Raw genomic sequence first — 26,468 nt, 5'->3', positions numbered from 1 at the left:
ATTTACAGAAATAAGCAAGCAGCTATAAATTTACATCCTGAACAAGCCAAATTTGACATCAGGAATAGGCGCATTCAATGCGGCCGACAAACCTAATCCCAAGACCATCCGCGTGTCTGCCGGATCAATAACGCCGTCATCCCACAAGCGTGCCGAGGCGTAATACGGATGTCCCTGGTGCTCATATTGTTCTTTGATGGGTTGTTTGAAAGCGGCTTCTTCATCCGCCGTCCAGCTGCCGCCTTTACCTTCGATACCGTCGCGTTTAACGGTCGCCAGAACGCTGGCGGCTTGCTCGCCACCCATGACGGAGATACGTGCATTTGGCCACATCCACATAAAGCGTGGAGAGAAAGCGCGACCGCACATGCCATAGTTACCGGCACCAAAACTACCTCCGATAATGACAGTGAACTTTGGTACATTGGCCGTGGCGACAGCTGTCACCATCTTTGCACCGTTACGGGCGATCCCCTCATTTTCGTATTTGCGTCCCACCATGAACCCAGTGATATTTTGAAGAAATACCAGTGGGATTTTACGCTGGCAGCAGAGCTCAATAAAGTGCGCCCCCTTCAAGGCGGACTCTGAAAAAAGAATACCGTTATTCGCGATAATACCCACCGGCATGCCGTGGATATGTGCAAAACCGCAGACTAAGGTCGTACCATAACGCGCCTTAAATTCATCGAAATGACTGCCGTCAACAACACGCGCAATGACTTCGCGTACATCAAATGGCTTACGGGTATCCACCGGGATCACGCCATATAATTCTTGTGCGGGAAATTTTGGTTCTTCGACGTCTTTCAACACAACACTGGCTGGCTTTTGACGATTCAGATTTGAGACGATGGTACGCGCCATTGACAAAGCGTGAGTATCGTTTTGTGCCAGGTGATCGACCACGCCCGACAGACGCGTGTGGACATCACCACCACCAAGATCTTCGGCGCTGACGACTTCGCCGGTTGCGGCTTTGACCAAAGGTGGGCCACCGAGAAAAATCGTCCCCTGATTCTTCACGATAATCGATTCATCGCTCATCGCCGGGACATACGCGCCGCCCGCAGTACACGATCCCATGACCACCGCGATCTGTGGAATGCCTTTGGCCGACATGGTAGCCTGATTAAAAAAGATGCGGCCGAAATGATCACGATCCGGGAATACATCATCCTGATTCGGTAAGTTTGCTCCGCCGCTATCGACCAGATAAATACACGGCAAATTGTTTTGCTCGGCGATTTCTTGTGCACGTAAATGCTTCTTTACCGTCATCGGATAGTAGGTACCACCTTTGACCGTCGCATCATTACACACAATAACGCACTCTTGCCCGGACACCCGGCCAATACCGGTAATCACGCCCGCTGACGGTGCGGCATCGATGTCGTTTTTTTCCTTGTACATGTCATAAGCTGCGAGCTGAGAAAATTCCAGAAACGGCGTCCCCGAATCAAGCAACATTTGTACGCGGTCACGTGGCAATAATTTGCCACGTGCCAGATGTTTTTTGCGCGCCTCGTCACCCCCACCGAGAGCGATTTTGGCAATTTTTTCTTTTAAGTCATCGACCACGCGTTGCATCGCAGCGGCATTCGCCTTGAAATCTTCAGAGCGGCTATTCAGTTTGGAATCTAAGGTCGTCATTTGTCTTTTCTCTTCTTATCGTCTTTGGTCGGGAAGTTACCATCCACATATAACCATTTGCCATCTTCTCGTGAAAAACGGCTTACTTCATGCAGGCGATGTGCTCGCCCGCCTATTTTGTAACGCGCCACAAATTCTACGGTGGCGCTGTCTGTCTTACCTGTATCCAGCGCATATTTTTTGACTTCTAGGCCCAGCCATTGCGTCGGATCATCATGGACTATCCGTTCCGCAGGACAAGTACGCACATCCCAAGTAGCACGCAGATAAATCTCGTCGTTCAGAGTGTAAGCCGAGTAACGTGAGCGCATTAAGGCCTCAGCATCTGGCGCGATCGCCGTACCGTTTAAAAATGGCGCACAACAATGTTCAAACACTTTTCCTGAACCACAGGGACACATGACCTTCATACTGATTTATTTACTTTCATTCTTTGCTGGCTTGGTCATCATTGGCGCGCCTGCCGCTTTCCATGAACTGAAGCCACCGTCAATATGCGCGACATTCTCTAAGCCCATATCTTGTACAGTCTTGGTCGTCAACGCGCTACGCCAGCCTGCGGCACAAAAAAATATGAACTCTTTACGCTCACCGAACACCGGTTTGAAATACGGAGAATCAGGGTCAATCCAAAACTCGATCATGCCGCGTGGAGCATGAAAAGCTCCGGGAACGATGCCTTCACGCTCCAATTCACGAACATCGCGGATATCAATGAACTGCACATGAGGATCAGTCAACTTAGCCTGTGCCTCAGCAACGCTATAGGTCGTGATCTCTGCGCTAGCTTCGTCGACTAATTGTTTGAAGCCTTTTTTCATCTATCCCTCCGTAAGGTGCGCCATGCGCACCAGACAACTCCACCGGTGCGCATGACGCACCCTACCTGGTCCTTACGCCAGTGCCCGTCCAATCAGAATTTTTTGAATATCTGAGGTACCTTCATAGATCTGGCAAACCCTGGCATCGCGGTAAATTCGCTCAACCGGAAAGTCGCTGACATAGCCATAGCCGCCATGAATCTGGATCGCATCGGAGCATACTTTTTCTGCCATTTCAGATGCAAACAATTTCGCCATTGCCGCTTCTTTCAGGCAAGGCTTACCGGCGTCTTTTAAACTTGCCGCATGCCAGATTAATTGACGGGCAGCTTCGATCTGGGTCGCCATGTCGGCAAGCTTGAATTGTACCGATTGATGATCAAAAATCGCTTTACCAAAACTGGTACGATCTTTGGCATACGCCAGAGCGGCGTCAAATGCGGCGCGTGCCATGCCGACTGATTGCGAGGCGATCCCGATGCGACCACCCTCTAAACCGGACAAGGCAATTTTGTAACCCATGCCTTCTTCAGCGATCAAATTCTCGGCTGGAATACGACAATTCTCAAACAGGATTTGCGCCGTATCAGAAGAATGCTGGCCCATTTTTTGTTCCAGACTGGCGACGATGTAACCCGGTGTATTGGTGGGCACCCAGAAGGCGCTGATACCCTTTTTACCTGCAGCTTTGTCCGTCACTGCCATGACAATAGCGACGTCCGCATGTTTGCCGCTGGTGATGAATTGCTTGACGCCATTGAGTACGTATTCGTTACCCTTTTCGCTTTTTTCCACCTTCGCTGTCGTACGCAGCTCGGAGGCATCGCTGCCTGCATGCGGCTCTGTCAGGCAAAATGCACCGAGCATGTCACCGCTAGCCAAGGGGCGTAACCATTGCTCTTTTTGGACGTCGTTCGCATACATCATGGCGATACTGCATACGGGGCAATTGTTGACCGAGATCACGGTGGAGGTGCCGCCGTCACCGGCAGCAACTTCTTCCAGTACCAGCGCCAGAGACAGATAATCCATACCTGCACCGCCGAGTTCCTCCGGCACAGCGACGCCATACGCGCCCATCTGCGCGAGTTCTTTTAATTCTGCGGCTGGGAAATGATGTTCCTTATCCCAGCGCGCGGCGTTTGGTACTAATTTTTCCTGGGCAAAGGCGCGAATGGCATCGCGTATCATCTCGTGTTCTGGCGTTAGTAACATACTCTGTCTCGTGGTTCTGTTGTTGGTTACCAGCTCAGGCTGGAACCGTTGTAATTAAAAAATTGTCCGTTGTCGTCGGCGTGCAGACCCGCCAGTGTTTTGCGTATGCCTTGTGCACTGTCTTCCACAGTAAGTTCAGCACCGATACCGCCCATTTCTGTTTTGACCCACCCCGGATGCAGCGCTACACAAATTGCCTGCTGCGTCTGCAAAGACACATCCTTGAGCACAGAATTCAAAGCAGCTTTACTGGCGCGATATAACCAGCCGTGGCTACCGTTGCGCTCACTAATAGAGCCCATCATGGATGAAATCACGGCAAGGCGACCTCCAGCGTTTTCAACCAGCGGCAACACCATCGGCAATATCCGCATCGCCGCCAGTACATTGGTATGCATCACTTCATCAAATTGCGTGTCATGCGGTGTCTGCAAGCCCGTCGTGCGCGGGCCATAGACACCAGCGTTCAAAATAGCGACGTCGATTTTTTCATCATCGAGCCGCCAGCCGAGGCCACCACAGTCATTAATATTCGTCACATCCAAAGGCATGGCCTCACAGCCCAGGGCCCGCAAGGCGGACAGATCGACAGCTTTACGTGCGGTGGCAATCACGCGCCATCCGGCGGCCTTATATTGCAAGGCCAGTTCGCGGCCGATACCGCGTGACGCGCCGAGGATGAGTGCTGTAGGCATTTTGTTTCTTTCAGTTAGCGCAAACGTGAACCGTTTGGATTCATTGCTTCTTCATCTTTTCGAGTTGGGTAATAAATTTTCTTCTTTTCTAATCCGTAAAAAAGAAGTCCATGAATACCTTGCGCTAAACGTTTTGGAATACACCGAGCCCAAATATTTTTAAATGCATCGTTCAGTAACGCTTCGGACCCACGTGCATAAACTTCGTCAATGAAAGCAATATCTTGATCCCCAGGAAAAATAAGTGAAAACTCTTCATCGGTCGCCGCAAAAATATCGTAAACACTATTTGCTGCGCCATCGATAATTTGAATATTTTTCATGGGGTCAGTTAATTCGTCCGAACATCTAGATCAGATTTAAACCAGCTCGATCGCCATCGCCGTACCTTCACCGCCACCGATACATAGCGATGCGACGCCGCGTTTTTTACCTTGTTTCTTCAGAGCGCCGATCAGGGTAATCACGATACGGGCACCGGATGCGCCGATAGGATGGCCGAGCGCGCAGGCACCGCCGTGTACATTGACCTTGTCATGAGAAATACCGAGGTCTTTCATTGCCGCCATTGGCACTGCGGCGAAGGCCTCATTGATTTCGAACAGATCGACATCGGCAGTTGTCCAGCCGATTTTTTTGTACAGCTTTTCAATCGCGCCAATGGGTGCTGTGGTGAACCAGCCTGGTTCTTGTGCATGGCTGGCGTGACCGAGGATTTTGGCGATCGGTGTCAGACCGAGTTCTTTGGCTTTTGATTCACGCATTAATACCAGTGCAGCAGCACCATCGTTGATCGAAGAGGACGATGCAGCAGTGATAGTGCCGTCTTTTTTAAATGCCGGTTTCAATGCAGGAATTTTGTCGAGCTTAGCTTTGAGGGGGCCTTCATCTTTGTCGATGATCACGTCTCCGCCGCGACCAGATACGGTGACGGGTGCAATTTCCCAGGCAAAAGAGCCATCCGCTGTTGCCGCCTGTGCACGTTTAACTGACGCGATCGCAAAGGCATCCTGTTCTTCACGACTGAATTGATATTTCGCAGAGCAATCTTCAGCGAACGTTCCCATCGACCGACCTTTGTCGTAGGCATCTTCCAGTCCATCAAGCATCATATGATCAAAAATCTGACCGTGACCGATGCGGTAGCCGCCGCGTGCTTTAGGAATCAGATACGGCGCGTTGGTCATGGATTCCATACCGCCTGTTACTACCACGTCATTGCTGCCCGCACTGATGGAATCGAACGCCATCATAGTCGCTTTCATCGCGGAGCCGCACATTTTTGACAAGGTAACCGCGCCGGTAGACATCGGCAAACCCGCGGCCAGCAGCGCCTGACGCGCTGGCGCTTGTCCCTGGCCTGCCATCAGGCAGTTACCGAACAGGACTTCTTCAACCAGTTCCGGTTTGACACCGGAACGCTCAACTGCCGCCTTGATGGCGACTGCACCTAACTGGCTGGCGGTCAGTGAGGAAAAATCGCCCTGAAACGCGCCCATAGGAGTGCGTGCAGCACCGACGATAACGATAGGATCATTCATGTTTGTCTCCAAAAAATAGTCAAAAATTCGAGTGGGTCAATGTAGTCAATCTAGGCAGTTTATGCATCTTAATCATTAGTAGTTCCGGCAGCTTTCTGCGCATTGGCTGCCATCGCCTGATGTCCCGGATACGTGCTAGCGTGGCTGAAACGCACTTCTTGGGGATACGGAAAAACGTCATCGACCTTGCCTTCCATGATGCGTTTTTTACGGGTCTGCCAGTAGTCTGCCGTCAGCAGATCCGCATGGTGCTTCATGAAATACTGGCGCACTTTGATATTACCAAGCAAGAAAGTGCCGAACTGCTCAGGAAACACATCATTCCTAGCGATCGGATACCAAGGCTCTGCGGATATTTCGTCTTCTTCATTACGCGGCTGCGGGATCACGCGAAAATTACAATCGCTGATGTATTCAATCTCATCGTAATCGTAAAACACGACACGGCTGTGACGGGTAACGCCAAAGTTTTTGTACAGCATATCCCCAGGAAAAATATTCGCTGCGACCAGTTCCTTAATAGCATTGCCATATTCAGCTATGCCGTGCTCGATAGCAGCATCATCACCGCGCTTTTCTGCTTCGGTCAGAAAGATGTTCAGCGGCACCATGCGACGTTCGATGTACAGATGCTTGATGATGATTTCATCGTCATCTTCTTCCAGAATCGATGGGGCAAATTGCTTGATCTCTGCCAGCAATTCATCCGAAAAACGGGCACGTGGAAATGCCACGTCCGAATATTCCAGCGTATCTGCCATGCGGCCGACACGGTCATGGTTTTTGACGAGCTGGTATTTTTCTTTGATCAGTGCTTTGGTGGTCTCTTTCGGTGGCGGAAAACTGTCTTTGATCAGCTTAAACACATACGGAAACGACGGCAAAGCAAATACCAGCATGACCAGGCCGCGGATACCCGGTGCGGCCTCGATGCGGTCAGATGAGTATTTGAGATGATGTAAAAAATCGCGGTAGAACAAATTCTTGCCATGCTTTTGCAAACCCAGAATCGTATAGATTTCGCTGCGTGGTTTCTTCGGCAAAATGCTGCGGATAAACTGGACATAGGCCGACGGCACCAGCATATCGACCATGAAATAAGCGCGGGTAAATGAGAACAAGACCGTGATCTGGATATTGTCGAATAAGACGGTATCCAGTACCAGTTCGGCTTTACGGTTATGCAGGATGGGGACGACGAACGGATATTCTTTGTTGCCGTTGATGCCTTTACCGACAATATAGGCGCCCTTATTACGGAAGAATAAATTCGCCAGTACCTGAATCTGATGATTGGGTTCGATCTTATCGTCGCCAAAGATGGCCGTGAGACGCTCGGCGACGAAGCCGATGTCTCTGTCAAGATCAGAAAAATTCGCTTTGAGCTGAAAATTCGTGACGATACGTTTCAGCGTGTAATGCAGACCATCGGTAGCCGGGTAATATACGCGGTAGGTCGGCGGCGTCTCTTTGTTTTCGATGTATTCGGTCGATACGGCGGGACGTACAAAGATGAAGTCATTATGAAAATAATTACGGTGCAGCATTTTGGTACAGACCGTATTGTAAAAAGTCTCGGCCAGCTCAGGTTGCAGATGATCGATCAGCAAACCCATGTAGTGCAGTTTGACCTCGCGCCAGACTTCGTCGGTCAGATCGTCTTCATCGTATTCATCTTCCAGACTTTGCACGCACTCTTTTACACGCTTGTCGTAGTAACCGATACGCTCTCTCGCCGCATTTTGTGCAGCCTTCCAGTCGCCTGATTCAAAATCGCGCTTGGCCGTCTGGCTCGATGCGCGGAACAACCGGTAATGCTTGTCGAAGCCATCCATGATCATGCGGGCAATATCGAACGCAATCTGGGATGACAACAGTTTAGGGAAGGCGACTTGGGGCATGGCGACTCGGCTGGCAGATTAAAAGGGGTAGCTCATCATGCTCATGTTAATGATGGGCTAAGCGCTAGTGTACCTAGCTTCACCAAGTTCGCCAGATCTACCCCCATTCCGCCACACACAATCATCAAAGGACGTTGGTATTGCGCCAAAACCGGTAAATTCTGATAAGCCACCGCCAATGCGGCACCGCAAGCAGGCTCCACCAGCGCGCGCATATCATCGGCAAAGCGCAGGCAAGCATGTATCGCCTGCGCATCGGTGACGGTCACGGTCGTTATCTCATGTTCTTTCGTGTACTGAAACGCTTGCGGTGCGACCCGACGGGCGCCCAGCGTACTAGCAACCGATGTGATCGCCGGTAAGGTGACCAGCTCACCAGCGTGCACGGCTGCATGCAAAGAGGCCGCACCGTCTGTTTCAACCGCTATCACGGGAATATGTGCCAGACCATTACGCTGCAAGCCCTGCACCACACCGCTCATCAGTCCACCACCGCCGACAGAGCAAATAACGACATCAAACACATGGCCAGCATTCACAACTTCATCAATCAAGGTCGCGTTGCCGTCCCAGATATCGGGATGATCGAAAGGCGGTATATACACCGCCGCAGGGTCCTGACACATAGCAAGAGCAAGTTGATTCGCTTCATCCCATTGCTTGCCCTCGACGATCAGTTCGGCACCGATGGCACGAATCGCCTGTCGGACATTGTCCGGTGTCGTGTGCGGCACGACGATGGTGGTGCGAACACCTAAAGCTGCACCCGCAACAGCGGCGGCAAATCCAGCATTACCACCCGACGGACAGACCAGATGCGTCGCGCCTTTGGCCACCGCACGCTGGCACAACAACCCGATGCCGCGCAGCTTGAATGAACCGGAGGGCTGTGTGTTTTCCATTTTCAGCCAGACCGCTTTGTCGAGCTGAACCGACAGGCTACGATGCTGCAGCAAAGGTGTTGATATGTGCAAAGGCGTCATGTGATCGGCGATAGACATTAGGTAATTGGTTGATGTGCTGCGCTGTATTTCTCTGGAAATTCGCTAGAACTTCACTAAAGGCTGGAGAAATATGCGTGCAAACGCTCTTGTGACGCTCTTCCCGCTCTCGTAAGCAGGAAAGAGCTTCACAAACTTACTTCGTTTCAGCAAACAATTCACGGCCAATCAGCATACGGCGAATTTCGCTGGTGCCTGCGCCGATTTCATACAGCTTGGCATCGCGCCACAGGCGTCCGACCGGATATTCATTGATATAACCGTTACCGCCCAGTGTCTGGATCGCCTCACCCGCCATCCAGGTCGCTTTTTCTGCGGAGTACAAAATCGCTCCGGCGGCATCTTTGCGCAAGGCACGGATTTGCTCGGGATTGGCTGCGCGATCACATGCCTGACCGACCGCATAGACATAAGCCTTACACGCCATCATGGTGGAATACATATCGGCGAGCTTGCCTTGCATCAACTGGAATTCGCCAATCGGCTGACCGAACTGCTTGCGGTCATGCACGTAAGGAACGACTGCATCCATACAAGCCTGCATGATGCCCAGCGGGCCGCCCGACAAGACAGTGCGCTCGAAATCCAGGCCGGACATCAAGACATTCACGCCTTTACCCAGACCGCCGAGGACGTTTTCTGCGGGTACTTCACAATCCTGGAATACCAGCTCACCGGTGTGAGAACCGCGCATGCCGAGCTTGTCGAGTTTTTGCGCAATGCTAAATCCCTTGAAATTCTTTTCGATCAGGAAAGCCGTCATGCCGCGTGGACCTGCTTCCAGATCGTTTTTCGCGTAGACCACCAGCACATCGGCGTCAGGACCATTCGTGATCCACATCTTGGTCCCATTCAAAACCCAGCGATCACCTTTCCAATCGGCGCGCAATTTCATGCTGACGACGTCGGAGCCGGCGTTTGGCTCGGACATGGCGAGCGCGCCGATATGTTCACCGGAGATCAGTTTTGGCAGGTATTTTTGCTTTTGCTCTTCGCTGCCGTTGCGTTTGATCTGGTTCACACACAAATTTGAATGCGCGCCGTAGGACAAGCCGACCGATGCAGAAGCGCGGGAAATTTCTTCCATGGCGATGATGTGGGCTAGATAGCCCATATTCGCGCCGCCATATTCTTCGCCGACGGTGATGCCCAGAATACCGAGGTCGCCCATTTTGCGCCACAGATCCATGGGAAACTGGTCATTGCGGTCGATCTCAGCAGCACGCGGAGCGATTTCGGCGGCGGCAAATTGTTGAATTGTCTCGCGCAGAGAAGCGATGTCTTCGCCGTGATCAAAAGTCAAACCTGGTAGATGGAGCATGTCATCCTCACTTCATTATTAAAAGTTGTTGTACTTCATATTACGCTTCCGGGCACTGCTGATGGCGCATTTTCCGGGACTACATCACCTGCGCTCAGTCAATGTCAGGAGTTCTCCCTGGGAATTACAAATAAAGTCTGCTGCATGACGGCGCAGAGTTTTTCTTTTCCCTGATTGACGACAAAGAGTTCTGCACTAGAAACGACCAGCGTTTTTCCTGCCTTGACGACCTTACCGCGGGCGATCAGGGTGTCGCCGATACCGGGCGACATGATGTTGATTTTATACTCGGCAGTTAAGCACTCACTTACTGGCATCAGCAAGGTGTTCGCCGCATAGCCGCCTGCTGCATCGGCTAAGGCGCCCATCACACCACCGTGAAAATAACCGTGCTGCTGACTTACTTTATTACTCATCGGCACAACAATTTCACAGGCGCCGGGCGTCATACTGGTCAGGCGCGCATCCCATGAGGTCAAGGCGCCTTGCTTGTTAAAACTTTCCAGCAGCATAAAAGCGAGCGTGTGATCCAGGGCTGCGGGTGTTGTCGATTGCTCCATACATCCTCTGATAGCAGTGAAAATCAGGGTAGTTCAGTGGCACAGTGCCGACGTACAGGCAAGGTGCGCGAATGAGTCTAAAAATCATACGTTAAATTGACGTTTACGTAAACGTCAATCAAACCAGCACAAGGCTTATCGTAGTTTTACTTGCTACCTGCCTGTTCAGCCAATAAACGCTGACTTTCTTCCTCGTGAGCACTGATTTCAGCCAGCATGATCTCTATATCCTCGCGCTGCTGCTCCAGCGCCGCCCGGTGTCGCGCCAGTACCTGCAAGAAACTTTGCAACTGCACTTCAGTATCCTTGGGCGAACCGTACATATCGACCAGACTCTTGATATCGGACAGGCTGAGGCCGAGCCGCTTGCCGCGCAAGGTCAGCTTCAGGTGCGTGCGTTCACGGGCGGTGTACACGCGATTGCGCCCGGTCGGGCCGTCGCGCGTCGGGCTAATCAAACCCTGATCCTCGTAGAAACGAATTGCACGCGGGGTGATATCGAATTCTTTGGCGAGTTCTGTAATCGTGTAGGTGGCCATAGGCAGAAACAAGGAAGTAAATAGTTGATTACAATCTGGGGCGAAACAAAACGAACCTAGGCATTGCAAAATTCAGGCTCGTGATACGCACAATGCGTCACAAATGCCGTTTACGTAAACGTCAAATCAGGCAAAATCGCATTGTAGGACATTCTGTGGCGGCTGTGTACGCCCTCAACTTAGCAAAGTACTACCTAGTGAAAGTACCACGATGAATCCATTGGAATTACAACTCAACTACCCGCTCGGCGAGCATGTGCCTGAGCTCGGGCAGACCACAGAAATCGCCCCCGGTGTGCTGTGGGTCAGGATGGGCTTACCGTTTGCGCTGAATCACATTAATTTGTGGCTGATCGAAGATGTATATGAAAACGAGCATGGATCAACGCATGGCTGGACCTTGGTTGATTGCGGGATTTCCAGCGATGCGACGCGTGCGGCGTGGGAGAGCTTGTTCAATAATCCCGATGCAGGGCTGCGCGGATTGCCGGTCGTCCGGGTAATTGCGACGCATTGTCACCCTGATCATGTCGGGCTGGCGGACTGGCTTTGCGGTCGCTGGCAGGCACCGTTGTGGATGACAGCAGGAGAATATGCGTTTGCACGCATGATGTTGGCGAACTTGCCGGGTGCAGATGGGAGCGCCATGTTTCCGCACTTTAAAAAACACGGCATGGTCACTGACATGCAGGAAAAAATTCAGGAGCGCAAAAGCTATTACACCACGCTGGTCCCCTCGGTGCCGGCCGCTTATCACCGCATGCAGGAGGGTCGCCCCGTACGCATTGGCGGGCGCGACTGGCAGGTGATCACTGGTTTTGGACATTCGCCGGAGCACGCTTCACTGTATTGCGAAGAGTTAGGTCTGCTGATCGCTGGCGACATGGTACTGCCGCGGATCTCGACCAATGTCTCAGTATTCGCGATCGAACCAGAAGCCAATCCGGTGCAGCAATATCTGGACTCGCTGGCGAAATATGCATCGCTGCCGGAGGACGTACTGATCCTGCCATCCCATGGCAAACCTTTTCGCGGTTTACACACCAGGATTCAACAGCTCAACGACCATCACCGTGACCGTCTGGCCGAAGTAGTTGACGTCTGTATCACGCTGCAATCCGCCGCCGATATCGTGCCTATCATGTTCCGCCGACCGCTCGATGCACATCAGATCACCTTCGCCATGGGCGAAGCGCTGGCCCATTTGCACAAGCTGTGGTTTGACGGCGTGTTACGTCGTGAACTTGGTGCTGACGGCATTCTGCGGTTTATCTGTGTTTAGCCCAGATTGCGGACCGGACACGGGACTACCTTAACTGCTCCTATGACGGTTCAGGATATCCAGGAGTAACTGAACTGAGGCGACATCGTTACGATGAGACGCTGCAAAATGCTACAAAGCGCTAAAAAGCACCGTAAGACTAACGGCAATCCGGCATCAGCATCACGCATATACTTAGGTGGAGTATCAATATCAGATCACCTACTTCGCTTATGTTAAGTGCGGAATCTCATTTAAATAACAGATACTCCCTTGTTTTACTCAAATATTTGATGCTTCGGACTTCCCTTTGTCCATCCTTTGACTATCATCAGTTTTTTTTCTTAACACTCTCATGCCCACTAACGCACACGCACCACTCCGTACTTACCTCAAACTGATCTGCGTCGCCTTGTTTTGGGGAGGTACTTTTATTGCGGGCAAAATGGTCGCTCAACAGATCCCGCATCTGATCGCCGCGACGGGACGTTTTCTGGTCGCCAGTGGTTTATTGCTGTTACTTGCATGGCGGGTTGAAGGTGGCTTGCCCAAGCTGACTAGGCCGCAACTGCATGCGACGTTTGCGCTCGGTGCGACGGGGATTTTTCTATACAACATTTGCTTCTTTTCTGCGCTGGCTCGCATGCCTGCGGGACGCACTGCCTTGTTTGTGGCACTTAACCCTATCGTCACGGCACTAGCGCTCGCGCTGTTGTTTGGTGAACGCCTCGGCGCACGTAAATGGCTGGGAATCGCGATTGCCTTTGTCGGCGCGGCGATTGTGATTACGCGTGGCGATCTCGCAGGAGCCGCGCATGACCTGTCGCAATCGGTCGGCGTGGGTGAATTTTTTATGCTATGTGCCGTTTGTGCTTGGGCAGCCTACACCATCATTGGCCGCCATGCGCTGAAGGGTTTAAGCCCGATCGCGGCAACCACCTATGCATCGCTATGGGGATTATTGTTGCTGACCTGCGGATCCTTGTTTGAAATCCGCGATGTCGACTGGAGTCACTTCACCTGGCCCGTTCTGGCAGCAATCGTGTATCTGGGGGCGTTCGGTACGGTGATTGGCTTTGTTTGGTATTACGAAGGAGTTAAGTCAATAGGACCTGCCCGCACAGCAGTTTTTAATAATCTCGTGCCGGTGTTTGGCATCAGCCTGAGTTCGCTGCTACTGGGTGAGCCTGTTTTGGTGTCAATGGTGGTCGGTGGCTTGCTAGTGATTGCCGGCGTCTCGCTGACCAACAAATAGTTCGACTACAGCACGGGTTAACCATCTGGCAAAATTTCTTCTATTTTTCGTTGCCAATTTATACTATTCTGAGAGCCTAAAATAAAATAGGAGGCAGCATGAGACATGCCGCACAACCTGCATTCTTCAAAGACACAATTGTGGTCGCGTGGACACGTGCGTATCGCCTCATCATCCAGACTTAACATGACAACCCAAGGCGAGTTGCCCTCACCCATGTTTGGCGCTCCCAGCATTTCGCGCGAAACAATCTATAAAGCTATGGTAGAGCAATCAATGGACGCCATGCTGGTGTTAGAGGGAACACGCTTCGTTGATTGCAATCCAAGCGCAGAACGCCTCTACGGGGCAAGTCGGGAACAATTTTCTACGGTATCACCGATAGAATTCTCACCCGAATTTCAGCCAGATGGACGAGAATCGACGCCGACAATACGCGAGCATGTACGACTTGCCAATCTTGGAGCTCCCCAACGCTTTGAGTGGATTGCAAGGCGGCTTGATGGCAGCGTGTTTCCCGCGGAGGTAGGTCTGAGTCGCCTAATCGATGGTGAGACTATCCGAACAATCGTGGTAATTCGTGACCTGACAAATCAAAAACTAGCGGAAGAGGTCACTCACAAAAAAACATCAACACTTCAGGTATTGCTGGATAATTTTCCCGGCGGTGTCGCGTTGATTGATGAATCATGGCATGTCGTTACCTGGAATCAAGCGGTATTGAAGATTCTCGATTTGCCTGAATATTTATTTGAACAAGGCGCCCCGCATCTCCACACAATTTTTTCCTTCAATATCGAACGTGGCGAATACGGCGAATTCGGTAACACGATGCAAGAAAAATTTAAACGCCTGCTACAACTGCTGGAGAAGGGCCATGCCTATACCTATGACCGCGTTCGTTCTGATGGCAAAGTCATCGAGATCCGCAGTGCGCCAGTCAGCACAGGGGGCTTTGTCATGACCTTTGTTGACGCCACCAATAAACGCGACATACAAAAACAATATAAGCGTCAGTCTCTTTTGCTAAAAACGGTACTAAGCAGCATGCCACAAGGTATCAGCGTATTTGATAAGGACTTGAAACTACAGCTCTGGAATCAGAGTTTTATCGACGTTCTGAATTACGATCCGGCAGTTATTAACGAGGGCAGACATTTCGCCGACTTGCTGAGAATCATGGCGGAGCGCGGTGAATATGGCGACGGTGATATGGAGCAGCAGATACAGCAACGCCTTGCACTGGCAAAGCGTTTTGAAGCACACCGGTTTGAACGCAGACGCCCCAATGGCCATACCCATCTAGTACAGGGCACGCCGTATCATGATGAGGGCGAGCTGGGTGGTTTCATCACGACTTACACGGACATTACGGATCTCAAGAATGCACAACTCGCACTCTCCAATGCCAACGCGATGCTGGAAAAAAACGTCGCGGAACGTACCAGTGAACTGCGCAGCGCTCTAGATGATCTGATCCGTAGCGAAAAACTTGCTGCACTCGGCTCGCTTGTAGCCGGAGTGGCACATGAGTTGAATACACCGATCGGCAATAGCCTGCTGATATCAAGCACACTCAAAGAACGCACCGGCGAATTTATTAAATTGATCGAACAAGGGCAATTACGGCGCTCGGACTTGCAGCAGTATTTGGCAGAAGCGAGTCACGCCTCTACGTTGCTGGAGCGTGGACTCAATGCTGCAGCCGACCTGATCAGCAGTTTTAAACAGGTTGCAGTTGATCAGGCGAGTTCAAAGAGACGACGCTTTAATCTGGCCAAGGTCGGCAGCGATATCATTGCCACCGTGATGATGAAAATTCGTCAGTCAGGAATTAAAGTCGATCTGGATATTGCTGCGAATATCGAGATGGATAGCTATCCCGGTCCGCTGGAGCAAGTCATCAGTAACCTGATCGACAATGCCATTTTGCATGGCTTTGAGTCAAAGACCAAAGGAGAAGTCCGGCTCTCGGCGCAATTACTCGATAGTGAAACCGTCGAGATCCGCTTCCGGGATAACGGTGTCGGCATACGGCAAGATGATATCCCACGCATCTTTGATCCATTTTTTACCACCAAGCTTGGCAAAGGCGGCAGCGGATTGGGGTTAAATATTGTCTATAACATCGTGACCTCTCTGCTTGGTGGCAATATCCATGTTGCGAGCAATCCAGGTGACGGTGCTTGCTTTATTCTGCACTTGCCAGTGCGTTCGCCGTCGGAACAAGAGTAATGAAAATAATTCTTAGCACGTCATTTTCATTGATAGTATGAGCAATCAACATATCTCCCTGAAAGGCAAGGCCTTCATGAATCATCAAGCACGCGGCACATTTGAAGTCATACTCCCCACGCTCAGTTTGCATCATGGTGATGCCCATTCAATGATGGGGAGACGTGCAATTGACAAGCAATTTCATGGTGACTTGCAAGGCAGCAGTCAAGGCGAAATGCTAAGCGCTGGCACGGCAGTAAAAGGCTCGGCAGGGTATGTTGCTATCGAATTTGTGACGGGTAGCCTGCATGGTCGCAACGGCAGTTTTGCCTTGCAACACAATGGCGTCATGACACGTGGTGTGGCGACCTTGTCGTGTACCGTGGTTCCCGATTCAGGTACGGAGGAGTTGCGCGGACTCAGCGGCGCACTGGCGATCACGATAACAGATGGCAAACATCACTATGAGTTCAATTACCGTATAGATACTGATTAACAGTGGCTGAACACTGACTGTATTGAGCGTCTGTTGATTCAATAAAAAAATGGCAGCAACCGAAGTTGCTGCCATTGTCTTTATCATCTTACCCCGTCTGGTTTAGAATTTTTTCCACAGCCTTGCGAAATACGAAGCACCGTTCAGACCAAACTGCACGCTATCGTAGTAGAAACCGTTATCGGTTTCATCCGGATTTTGTCGTGTTGGTTTGACGTTGAAAACGTTATTCGCACCGATGGTCAGCTTGGTTGTATCGTTAAATGCATAAGTCAGACTCACATCAGCCGAGGTCTTAGGTGCGTAATACGCGTTTGGCACACCGACAGCCGTACCGGAGAAAGTGCCCAGTGTCTGCGCACCGAAATGGATGATCTTGACATCGCTTTCCCAAGGGCCGCGAGCGTAATCAAAGCCTAAGGTTGCCTTCAGACGCGGACCACCGTTCTCGATAAACAGTCTTTCGCGTTCAGACAAGACGACGTCTTCGAAACCCGCCAGTGAAGCTGGTGGGTGGACTTTGGTCACTTCGGTCTTGCTGTAGTTCAGCCCAAAATAGGTTCCAAGTTTGGCACCGGCAAAATCCATTTTGTGAGTCAGCGTCAAATCAACACCTTGGGTTTTGGTATCGATGGAGTTGACGAAGAATTGTGCCTGACCAACACCCAGAGTTGCCAGAGTCGCGCCCAGTGCCGGATAGTTATCGGAGTCAAAACGGCCTGACAATACGATGCGATCCTTAATATCGATACGATACAAATCAGCTGTAATGGACAAAGCTTTTGCTGGTGTCAGCGTGACACCCAAGGTGTAATTCTTAGATTTTTCTTCTTTCAGCTTCGGAATACCTGCGGCATTTGCTGCAGCACTGCCATTTGGTGCGAGTACGACGTCTTGTGGGACACCGCTGATGAAGTCAGTAAACGTCGAGGAAAAATACACTTGTTGCAGCGACGGCGCACGGAAACCTGTGCTCAGCGAACCGCGTAACAGCGCAGCATTATTCAGCTTGTAACTACCGGCTAATTTACCGGTTAATGTAGAACCAAAGTCGCTATAGCGTTCGCCGCGGACGGCTGTCTGCACTTTAAAGCGATCGCTGATATCGGTTTCAATATCGAGATAGGCAGCAACGCTGTTACGGCTCTTATCAGTCTTATCGCCAGGCTGAAAACCCGGGAAACCCTGGCTACCGGCATTACCACCAAAACCTACGCCATCAGCATCAATATATGAGCCAGGTTCGCCTGCATTGATTTTATAGTTTTCACGACGATATTCACCACCAAAGGCGACGTTCACACCGTTCATGAAACCATCAAAAAAGCGACTGAAATCAAGGTTGGTGGTCGCTTGTGAAAAAGAAAAACCCCCTGCGTTGAAACTGCTAGGACTGATCCCTTTACCACCTGCCAGCAAATCCTTGTTCGCAATCGAGGCGTTCAGCGTATTAGTGATGTTGTATTTCAGCTCGTTGTAACCATAAGTCTGGGACAAGTCTGCGCGCCATTCACCAAGCTGCCATTTATAGCCAGCCGTGCCGTAAATATCGTTGATATCACCGTTGATATAGGGAACAAATCCGTTCGGATACATTGCAGCAGAATTGCGTGACGGGATGTCGTCGGAACCGATACCACCGCGCGCGAATGCCGCAGAAGAGGCCTTGCGCTGTTGCGTACCGAGAGTGAAATAAAATTTATCGCTGCCGCCGTTCGGCAACTCACCATTCACATACACCGTAGGGCCTTGTACCTTGGTGTCGCCGATGGTACGTGGATTGCCAGGATCAGCACGATTCGAGCGACCGCGGTCCGTGTACTCAGCCGTGATACCAATCACGCCTTTGTCGCCGATCTGAATGCCACAGTAGGCTGATGGTAAAAAACTCTTACCGTCACCTGCGGAATATTGGCTGTAACCAAATACCGCTTCGCAACCGAGGTTCTTTTTCAGAGTGATATCCATAACGCCCGCAATCGCGTCAGAGCCGTACTGCGCCGCCGCACCATCACGCAAAATTTGTACGTTGTTGATCGCCATCATAGGGATAGAGTTCAGATCGGTACCCGTATTACCACGATTGCGTGCGCCAAACAGATTGACCAGCGAAACAGTATGGCGACGCTTGCCATTCACCAGAACCAGAGTCTGGTCTGAACCGAGACCACGCAATGCAGCGGAGTCGATCAGATCCGCACCATCAGCACCAGTTTGGCGCGTCGAGTTAAAAGAAGGGGACAGATACTGCAAGGTCTGCGCGAGATCAAACTGTCCACCTTGTTCGGCAACTTTGGTCAATGAGATGAAGTCGATCGGCAATGGCGTATCTGTCGCAGAATTACTTGCACGACGGGATCCGACAATCGTCATGCTCTGCATACCAGCGTCAGCCTTGTCGGCTGCCGGTGCAGTCTGGGCAAATACAACAGGGCTAACAGTGGCAGCAGTCGCGCCGTAGAGTGCCAACAGAACAGCTCTTCGCAAAATGGTCATAACAGGATTCCCCAAAAAATGTATATAAAACGGATACGTCTGTCCTCTTTTAGCCAATTCTCCAGATTGAAAAGACGACGTCATTTATTTACTTGAAAGCAAAATATAAGCCTGCAATATGCATCGATGTAGTGCACGCCTATGTCCGCGACACTGGTGACTTGGAGGGCAGATCAATTCAAAGTCATTACCAGAATTAAGCTGAGAACAGGTGTCACAAGACATTGCCGGATACTGCTTTATTGCAAGTCATCAGCGCCTCACATTGGAAGCAAAGAGGATGGTTTGCAGTATCTGCGCGGCCTTCAATATGTGTCAACAAGGATGCGACTGTCTGTGTCTTTTATGAGTAATTTTCCGCTGAAGAAAGATAAAAATGGGTGAAATGATCTAAACAAAATAAAAATTTTGCCGTTCTGTGATAACGCGGTTAGCTATAACTGAGGCCCGGCTCAGTGCTGTCCATCGAGGTGTAGTTTGGAGTGCCGCTGGAAAGCAGTTTCTTAAGTCCGCTGTAATGTACTGAGATAACGTAGTCCCTGGATAGCCCTGCTGCCATACCACGACAACATTTCACCATCGACTAACTGAACCGGTTTGCCTAGCTGCTTTTCTAGTGCTTCGACATGGGTGTCGGTAAAACGATAGGGCTCGCTGGATAGCAGGACGCGGTCAATGCCGCGCACCAGCTCATCGTTCCATACGAACGATGGGTAACGCTGCGAGGGTGTTTGCTCAGGTTTGCCGGTGCGCCATTGCTGCCAGCCGATCAACGCCAGCATATTGGCGATATAGGTGTCTTGCGACACCGTCATCCATGGGTCTTGCCAGATGCAGTACAACACTCGCTGCGGATGCTTGTGTTCGGGTAGTTCGTTATAGGAACGTTCAAATTCAGAGCACAGCAATTCTGCCGCAGCATCTACACCAAATATGCCACCTAACGTGCGATACAGATTCAGATTGTCGCGTGGCGTATTCGGATGCGTAACGACGATATGTGGAACAAATCCAGCAAGCTGATCGACGGTGGGCTTTTCGTTTTCATCGATATTGACGATCAGATGCGTCGGTGCAAGGCACCTGATTTTCTCAATGTTGACATCTTTGGTGCCGCCAACTTTGGGAATGTTTTTAATTGCTGCTGCCGGATGAATACAAAATCCTGTGCGCCCCACCAGATAATTTGCCAGGCCAAGGTCACAGAGCAATTCCGTAATCGATGGCACGAGACTGACAATGCGCACAGCACCATCCGCTGGCCTGCACGGACGATGCTGCTGACCTATCGCATCGGTAAAAATTAAGGACGTTTCCATTGTATTCAGCTTTCGCTGGCACGAGGCTTACGGCGGGCTTTCGCAAATACGGCGTCATACAAGAAGTTTGGCAAAAGTCGGAGTATCTTGGCAACGACGCCCATTTGCCAAGGGATCACACGGTAAGAATCGCCCCGGCCTATCGCAGCAAGCGCTGCCACTGAAAAGGCTTTGACTGGCATCAAAAAAGGCATGGGATAGGGATTGTCCCGTGTCATCGGCGTATCAATATAGCCGGGAGCGATCGTGACTACTTGGATACCGCTTCCTCTCAGTTCAACGCGTAAGGATTCGCAATAACTGATCACGGCAGCCTTCGATGCACTGTAGGCTTCGGCACCCGGCAGGCCGCGGATACCTGCAACACTGCCAATTCCCACCAGTCGGCACGGATACTCTTTTGCATAAGCCTGCATCACTTGAATAAATGGTGAAAAAGTCGCTACGGTGGCGATCAGATTAGTCTCAATCACGCGGGCAAATACTGGGATGTCTTCCGCATGTTCCGTCAGGGTGCCGACGGATACACCAGCGTTTGCAATCACGACATTCACACGACCTACCTTGCGAATAAAGTCATTCGCAGCGCTGGCCAGCGCATCGTGATCGGTAACGTCGACAGCATAGATGTAGTGCTGATCCGCACTGGGCAAACTCTGCCGTAATTGCTCTAATACGTCCTGGCGACGGGCGACCAGACCCAGGACCGCGCCTTGCTCTGCATAACGGCGGGCCAGTTCAGCACCTATGCCGGATGATGCACCGGTAATAAAAACGGTTGTCATATAAAAAAAGTCCGCCATTGACTGACGGACTTCCTTAGATTCAGGGCAAGCCCGGAATGATTAGTATTACTTCTTCTTTGATGCGGCTTTTGCTGCTGAGGCTGCCGGTGTTGCTGGCGTTGTGGATGCCGGTGCATTTTTTTCGCGTTGAATTTTGCTGACCAGTGAGTCCAGCACCTGGATTTGTGCAAGGTTCTGAGCATCTTCTGTGACGCGTCCCATACCGCTGGCAGCCATCACTGGTGAAGTCACATAGCGTCCATCAATAGCAAGCTTAGGCCAGGAATCGACCTGATAAGCGGACATCAATTGTGTCGCACGGCTCAGTTTGCTCTGCACAGAAAACGAGTTATAGACGTCGACGAATTTTTGTTTGTCGATACCTGATTTGACGGCAAATTCCAGCACATCAGCGTCGGACATCAGACGGTTGTTACGCTCGACGTGGAATGTATGAAACACCTTGGTATGCAATTCATCGACCTTACCCAGTGCTTCTAAGGTATAGAATAATTTTTGCTGCGGCAGGACCCGACTGTCCGATACGTGCACACGCTTGAAGACGATGTTGTCACCTTGTTTTTTTACCCAGTCAGCCAATAGCGGCTCAAGCGCGTTGCAATGCGGGCAGTAATAAGCGAAGAATTCAATGACTTCAATTTTTTTTCCACTATCGACTGGCTGTGGTCTTTCCAGCGTCGCATATTCCTTGCCGTTTTCTGGACTGGCAGGCGCAGCACTTACGGACAAGGCGCACAAACCGAAACCAGCTACCAACAATAATTTCTGTGTCATTTGACGGATAAAACGCATCATATTTCCTTTAGATTAGTCACTTGTTTATGTTATTTGGCAGTCCGGACAACGGCCACATCCACACTATTCTCAGACAACTTGGCGCGCATTCGGTTCATTGTTTCAATCTGATTGAAAGGACCGATACGCACGCGATACAGATTTCCCGTATCAGAAGGCTTTTCGCTGATACGCGCCTCAAATCCGATCAATGCGAGTTTCGCTCGGGCACTTTCTGCATCTGCCTGCTCGCGAAATGCACCAGCTTGCAGATAATAAACGTATTTATCATCGACTGCATCAGCAGGCTTAGCCGCAGCATCTGTTGGTTTGGCATCGGTTTTTTCCTGCGCAGTAGCCGCAGCTTTATCAACGACAGGTGCCTTGATATCGGGCTTGGTTTCAGACTTTGCCTCCGGCTTGTTGTCGCTGGCCTTATTGGCAGCAATTTCTGCGGCCTTGACTGCATCATCTCTGACAAAATCTTTAGCAGCCTCTTTGACTGCATCCTTATTGCCATAGAGCGGCTTGTTCGGATCCTGTATCTGAGTGACCGGTGTATCGGCGGCCTTATTCCCCTTATTGGTAAAGGGTGTTGAGGATTTGGTAATCAGTAAAGCAACCGCTACAGCAATCGCCAGTCCGATGACCAGGCCAACGATCAAACCAAGCAGGGTGCCGCCACGCTCCTTCTGCGACAAATTATAAATGTGTGATTTCATGCGTCTCCGATACACCTGTTTGTTTACATTTTATTCGGCGCTGATACACCGATCAGGGCGAGGCCATTACGTAATACCTGACGCGTTGCCAGCATCAAGGCTAGCCTCGCCATCTTAGTCGCTTCATCATCAACTAAAACACGTTCGGCATTGTAATAGCTATGCAGCTCACCTGCCAGATCACGCAGATAGAATGCTACTTGATGCGGCCCAAGCTCATCCAGTGCTCTTTCCAGTGCTTCCGGATATTCTGCCAGCTTGGCCAGCAGGCTGGCTTCACGTGGTGCAGTCAATGGCGACAGATCAACATTAGCCAGCGGCGCGAAAGCCGCTTCGTCTGTCGCATATTGTGCCAATACGGAACAGATACGGGCATGCGCATACTGTACGTAATACACCGGGTTTTCATCCGAACGTGCCAGGGCAACGTCGACATCAAATACAAATTCGGTATCGGCCTTGCGCGAGATCAGAAAGAAACGTACGGCATCACGGCCACGCTGCTCATCACCACCACCCGACCATTCGATCAGGTCGCGCACGGTGACATAGGAACCGGCGCGCTTGGAAATCTTCACCTCGGCACCATCCTTCATGACGGTGACCATCTTGTGCAGGATGTAGTCAGGGTAGCCTTGCGGTATGCCCACATTCAATGCTTGCAAGCCACCACGCACACGGGCGATGGTACCATGGTGATCACTGCCCTGGATATTGATGGCCTTACGGTATCCACGCTCCCATTTGGTAACGTGATAAGCCACGTCCGGCACAAAATAAGTGTAAGTACCGTCAGACTTTTTCATGACACGGTCTTTGTCGTCGCCATATTCCGTCGTGCGCAACCACAATGCACCATCCAGCTCGTACGTCTTGCCCGCGGCTTTCAGTGCGTTAACTGTGGTTTCTACCTTATTGTCTTTGTACAGCGAAGTCTCAAGATAATAATTATTGAACTTGACGCCAAAGGCCATCAAGTCTGCATCTTGTTCACGGCGAAGATAAGTCACACTGAAATGGCGTATGGATTCAATATCATCGACGTCGCCACTCGCCGTGACAGGCGCGCAATCACCGGCAGAGACTGTTTGTTTCGCCAGGAAGTCCTGTGCAATATCGGCGATATAGTCGCCGTTGTAGGCGGACTCTGGCCAGCCAGCGTCGCCGGGTGCAAAACCTTTGGCGCGGGCTTGTACTGACAAAGCCAGATTATTAATCTGCACACCCGCATCGTTATAATAAAACTCGCGGCTGACGTCGTAGCCTTGCGCGTCCAGCAGGGCAGACAGGGCATCACCCAATGCACCCTGACGACCGTGGCCTACATGCAGGGGACCAGTAGGGTTGGCAGAAACAAATTCGACCACCACTTTTTCACCGGCACCACGCTGGCTTTTACCGAATTCAGCGCCTTTTTGCAGGATAGTCGCGACCACAGCCTGCTTGGCCGCAGCAGTAAGGCGGATATTAATGAAACCAGGCCCGGCGATTTCCACACTGGCAACCAATGGACTATTTTGTGCTTCTACGGCTGCAACAATTGCTTGTGCCAGTTCGCGCGGGTTCTTGCGCAGCGGTTTGGCGATCTGCATGGCAATATTACAGGCTGCATCACCATGGGAAGGATCGCGCGGACGCTCGAGTGCTATCGTAGGCTTGAGCTCGGAACCGATCAACAAAGGGTCAACCGCATTCTGGAATAGTTTCAGTAATTCTTGTTTTTGTTCAGCTAGCATGGCACAGAAGTTTTATTGTGTTTTGACAATAAATAAAATAAGGACAGGGGACATTATACTGTCTCACCCTGCCCCTGTCTGAGATGCCGCATGTGAATCTTGCATCTTCTTGTTACTACAACTCATTCTCCTCCTTTAGCTCCCCCGACTGCTTTTTATACCGCCGCAGAGCTGGCAAATACTGTGTTTGAAGACATTGCTTGATTGTACATGATCAGGACACGCAGCATTTTGCCGAGGAATAAGCCGTTAAACAGGCCAAACAGTGCCGTGCTGATGGCAGCGAACAGTACATTGCTGTGCAGGGCTGGGTTCATGTGCAAGCCGACATTCACAACATACTTCATGACAAAGATGGTCATCATCATGACCAGCGGGCCCCAGCTTCCACGATAAAACACCGTTCCCTTGTCTGCCAGGATCCGCACGTTCTTGTCGCTGACCATATTCCAGGACACTACAGCACCTGCCGTCATCGTTGCCAGCCACGTTGCTAGTACTAGTGGATCAGCACCGAAACCAGACAATATTCCTTGTACCGACAAGGCCAGCATGACCAGAGGAATGGTTGCCACTGCCCTGACTGTCAATTCGCGGTCAACACTGGACTTGAGGCCACGGTAAGCCAGAAAGCCCAGAATTGCCCATACATAGATTGGTGTGTTGCTGATGATTTGGTTCAACATGATGATCTCCTTGTGTGCGGTGGGTTCGTTTCGGGTGTTTGTTTTGCTGCGATGGAAGAAGTATTGCAAAGCTGTTCCAGCCTGTATGCTTGAAAGCGACGAAGCGTTGGTTCTTGCCGCGAAAGGGGTGTTTTTGGTCGTGAGTGTGTGGTCTCAGGCGTGTAGAATGCTAGGTTTTCTTCGTCTGGATACGCTATGTGGTTCAAGAATCTGCAAGTTTTTCGTCTTACTGCTCCCTGGAAGATCACCGCCGAGGAGTTGCATGCACAATTGTCACGTATTTCGTTTTCGCAATGCCCTTCGAATGAAATGCAAAGCCAGGGTTGGGCATCCCCCCGCAATAACGATCAGCTGGTGCATTGCGTCAATCAGCAATTCCTGATCTCGCTGGCAACAGAAAAGAAATTGCTGCCTTCCAGCGTCATCAATCAGGTCACCAAGGCACGTGCCCTGGAAATCGAAGAAGAACAAGGTTTCGCGCCTGGTCGCAAGGCCATGAAAAACTTGAAAGAACGCATCACTGAAGAGTTGTTGCCACGCGCCTTTGGCGTCAAGCGTAATACCAATGTATGGATAGATCCTGTGAACCGCTGGCTGGTCATCGACGCTTCCAGCCCATCCAAGGCCGATGAAGTCATCAAACTCTTGCTTAAATGCTGTGACAAGCTGCCTTTGGAAGGTTTGCGTACCAAAGCCTCGCCGCAAGCCGCCATGACAGGCTGGCTTGCTGGCAATGAAGCCCCAAAGGGTTTCACCATAGACCAAGATACCGAACTGAAGTCTTCCACCGAAGACAAGGCCACCGTTCGCTATGTCCGTTACACGCTGGAACCCGACGATATACAAAAGCATATCAGTGCAGGTAAGCAGTGCACCAAGCTGGCATTGACCTGGGATGACAAGATCAGCTTTGTCCTGACTGATACCCTGACCATCAAGCGCATCAAGCCGCTGGATGTGCTGGATGAAAGCAAGGACAAGGGCAGCAATGAAGAAGAACGCTTTGATGCGGATTTTGTGCTCATGACTGCAGAACTGGCCCGCTTGCTGGATGACGTGGTGTTTGCGCTGGATGGCGAAATGGACAGCGCGCAGGCTGCCTGATGTACTAAGGCGTTCTCTCCCGACCCCCGCTCAATTAATTGGACGGGGGTTTTTCTTTGCGCGCAACACCTTAAGACTTCTCAACGCTGAGGCACAGAAGAAGGGAAGGCTGCTTGCACGCAGCCTTCGTTACACCGGCGAACGGCATACCGTTCGATATTCCTGCTGCACCACAAAGTAGCACGGAGAAACAGTGTCCAATGAGTTGCACCACATAAGCAGTGGTAATCCCCCCATTTTTAGCGCGAGCTATGAGTAGAGGCTATGCGGCAAGTGCGAGTTTCTGTTTCGGGGTGATGCCGCCGATGCCCGTGTTGGGCCGGTCGTGATTGTAAGTCCATAACCAGCT

General features: G+C 51.0%; 24 protein-coding genes. 5 read left to right on the top strand and 19 right to left on the bottom strand.

The features are described from left to right. Positions 1-30: 30 nt before the first annotated feature. The 12 genes from ACO0LE_RS01840 to ACO0LE_RS01785 all read right to left on the bottom strand — a co-directional run bounded on the left by ACO0LE_RS01840 (position 31) and on the right by ACO0LE_RS01785 (position 11,247). Positions 31-1,653 carry a carboxyl transferase domain-containing protein gene (locus tag ACO0LE_RS01840; RefSeq protein WP_422958717.1) on the bottom strand — a complete coding sequence of 541 codons (1,623 nt, stop codon included), beginning with the start codon at positions 1,651-1,653 and terminating at the stop codon, positions 31-33. Further along, positions 1,650-2,063, bottom strand: a complete 414-nt coding sequence (locus ACO0LE_RS01835; RefSeq protein ID WP_422958716.1) for a YchJ family protein — start codon at positions 2,061-2,063, stop codon at positions 1,650-1,652. The genes ACO0LE_RS01840 and ACO0LE_RS01835 overlap by 4 nt, the downstream gene beginning before the upstream one ends. A gap of 6 nt (positions 2,064-2,069) precedes the next feature. Further along, positions 2,070-2,474 (bottom strand): rhodanese-like domain-containing protein, encoded by a 405-nt coding sequence (locus tag ACO0LE_RS01830; protein ID WP_422958715.1) that lies wholly within the window; start codon positions 2,472-2,474, stop codon positions 2,070-2,072. 72 nt (positions 2,475-2,546) lie between these two features. Beyond that, positions 2,547-3,689 (bottom strand): acyl-CoA dehydrogenase family protein, encoded by a 1,143-nt coding sequence (locus tag ACO0LE_RS01825; protein WP_422958714.1) that lies wholly within the window; start codon positions 3,687-3,689, stop codon positions 2,547-2,549. A gap of 26 nt (positions 3,690-3,715) precedes the next feature. Further along, entirely contained in the window at positions 3,716-4,384 is a 669-nt protein-coding gene (locus ACO0LE_RS01820) for an SDR family oxidoreductase (RefSeq protein ID WP_422958713.1), read from the bottom strand. Positions 4,385-4,398: 14 nt separating this feature from the next. Beyond that, positions 4,399-4,707 carry a hypothetical protein gene (locus tag ACO0LE_RS01815; protein WP_422958712.1) on the bottom strand — a complete coding sequence of 103 codons (309 nt, stop codon included), beginning with the start codon at positions 4,705-4,707 and terminating at the stop codon, positions 4,399-4,401. Between the two features lie 36 nt (positions 4,708-4,743). Further along, positions 4,744-5,925: an acetyl-CoA C-acetyltransferase gene (locus tag ACO0LE_RS01810; RefSeq protein WP_422958711.1), complete on the bottom strand. Its 1,182-nt coding sequence runs from the start codon at positions 5,923-5,925 to the stop codon at positions 4,744-4,746. Between the two features lie 68 nt (positions 5,926-5,993). Continuing rightward, positions 5,994-7,826 (bottom strand): bifunctional isocitrate dehydrogenase kinase/phosphatase, encoded by a 1,833-nt coding sequence (gene aceK, locus ACO0LE_RS01805; protein ID WP_422958710.1) that lies wholly within the window; start codon positions 7,824-7,826, stop codon positions 5,994-5,996. A 41-nt stretch (positions 7,827-7,867) separates the two neighbouring features. Beyond that, on the bottom strand, positions 7,868-8,827 hold the full coding sequence (locus tag ACO0LE_RS01800; RefSeq protein ID WP_422958709.1) for a pyridoxal-phosphate dependent enzyme: 960 nt from the start codon (positions 8,825-8,827) through the stop codon (positions 7,868-7,870). A gap of 136 nt (positions 8,828-8,963) precedes the next feature. After that, on the bottom strand, positions 8,964-10,148 hold the full coding sequence (locus ACO0LE_RS01795; RefSeq protein ID WP_422958708.1) for an isovaleryl-CoA dehydrogenase: 1,185 nt from the start codon (positions 10,146-10,148) through the stop codon (positions 8,964-8,966). Positions 10,149-10,252: 104 nt separating this feature from the next. Further along, complete coding sequence (locus tag ACO0LE_RS01790; protein WP_422958707.1) at positions 10,253-10,708, bottom strand: PaaI family thioesterase; 456 nt, start codon at positions 10,706-10,708, stop codon at positions 10,253-10,255. Positions 10,709-10,854: 146 nt separating this feature from the next. Further along, positions 10,855-11,247: a MerR family transcriptional regulator gene (locus tag ACO0LE_RS01785; protein WP_422958706.1), complete on the bottom strand. Its 393-nt coding sequence runs from the start codon at positions 11,245-11,247 to the stop codon at positions 10,855-10,857. A 211-nt stretch (positions 11,248-11,458) separates the two neighbouring features. Between ACO0LE_RS01785 and ACO0LE_RS01780 the strand changes: the two genes are divergently transcribed. From ACO0LE_RS01780 to ACO0LE_RS01765, 4 genes are all read left to right on the top strand, one after another. Next, entirely contained in the window at positions 11,459-12,529 is a 1,071-nt protein-coding gene (locus tag ACO0LE_RS01780; protein WP_422958705.1) for an MBL fold metallo-hydrolase, read from the top strand. 334 nt (positions 12,530-12,863) lie between these two features. Further along, positions 12,864-13,763, top strand: a complete 900-nt coding sequence (locus ACO0LE_RS01775; protein WP_422958704.1) for a DMT family transporter — start codon at positions 12,864-12,866, stop codon at positions 13,761-13,763. Between the two features lie 186 nt (positions 13,764-13,949). Beyond that, positions 13,950-15,998 carry a PAS-domain containing protein gene (locus ACO0LE_RS01770; RefSeq protein WP_422958703.1) on the top strand — a complete coding sequence of 683 codons (2,049 nt, stop codon included), beginning with the start codon at positions 13,950-13,952 and terminating at the stop codon, positions 15,996-15,998. 76 nt (positions 15,999-16,074) lie between these two features. After that, on the top strand, positions 16,075-16,476 hold the full coding sequence (locus tag ACO0LE_RS01765) for a DUF3224 domain-containing protein (RefSeq protein WP_422958959.1): 402 nt from the start codon (positions 16,075-16,077) through the stop codon (positions 16,474-16,476). A 102-nt stretch (positions 16,477-16,578) separates the two neighbouring features. Here ACO0LE_RS01765 and ACO0LE_RS01760 read toward each other — a convergent pair whose 3' ends face one another. The 7 genes from ACO0LE_RS01760 to ACO0LE_RS01730 all read right to left on the bottom strand — a co-directional run bounded on the left by ACO0LE_RS01760 (position 16,579) and on the right by ACO0LE_RS01730 (position 25,015). Beyond that, a complete protein-coding gene (locus ACO0LE_RS01760; RefSeq protein ID WP_422958702.1) occupies positions 16,579-18,972 on the bottom strand; it encodes a TonB-dependent receptor plug domain-containing protein in 2,394 nt (797 codons plus the stop codon). Positions 18,973-19,475: 503 nt separating this feature from the next. Then, positions 19,476-20,291 carry a helical backbone metal receptor gene (locus ACO0LE_RS01755; RefSeq protein ID WP_422958701.1) on the bottom strand — a complete coding sequence of 272 codons (816 nt, stop codon included), beginning with the start codon at positions 20,289-20,291 and terminating at the stop codon, positions 19,476-19,478. 5 nt (positions 20,292-20,296) lie between these two features. Further along, a complete protein-coding gene (locus ACO0LE_RS01750) occupies positions 20,297-21,076 on the bottom strand; it encodes an SDR family oxidoreductase (RefSeq protein ID WP_422958700.1) in 780 nt (259 codons plus the stop codon). Between the two features lie 66 nt (positions 21,077-21,142). Beyond that, on the bottom strand, positions 21,143-21,889 hold the full coding sequence (locus ACO0LE_RS01745; protein ID WP_422958699.1) for a thiol:disulfide interchange protein DsbA/DsbL: 747 nt from the start codon (positions 21,887-21,889) through the stop codon (positions 21,143-21,145). A gap of 32 nt (positions 21,890-21,921) precedes the next feature. Then, on the bottom strand, positions 21,922-22,593 hold the full coding sequence (locus ACO0LE_RS01740; RefSeq protein WP_422958698.1) for an SPOR domain-containing protein: 672 nt from the start codon (positions 22,591-22,593) through the stop codon (positions 21,922-21,924). 23 nt (positions 22,594-22,616) lie between these two features. Continuing rightward, positions 22,617-24,329 carry an arginine--tRNA ligase gene (gene argS, locus ACO0LE_RS01735; protein ID WP_422958697.1) on the bottom strand — a complete coding sequence of 571 codons (1,713 nt, stop codon included), beginning with the start codon at positions 24,327-24,329 and terminating at the stop codon, positions 22,617-22,619. A gap of 155 nt (positions 24,330-24,484) precedes the next feature. Next, a complete protein-coding gene (locus tag ACO0LE_RS01730; RefSeq protein WP_422958696.1) occupies positions 24,485-25,015 on the bottom strand; it encodes a DUF6622 family protein in 531 nt (176 codons plus the stop codon). A gap of 195 nt (positions 25,016-25,210) precedes the next feature. Between ACO0LE_RS01730 and ACO0LE_RS01725 the strand changes: the two genes are divergently transcribed. Further along, positions 25,211-26,119, top strand: coding sequence for a recombination-associated protein RdgC (locus ACO0LE_RS01725; RefSeq protein ID WP_422958695.1), 909 nt, complete (start codon positions 25,211-25,213; stop codon positions 26,117-26,119). Positions 26,120-26,468 lie beyond the last annotated feature (349 nt).

Source organism: Undibacterium sp. Xuan67W, from assembly GCF_049340165.1.
In the GTDB taxonomy this organism is placed as follows: Bacteria; Pseudomonadota; Gammaproteobacteria; order Burkholderiales; family Burkholderiaceae_D; genus Undibacterium.
This window is presented reverse-complemented; position numbering and strand designations above follow the sequence as displayed.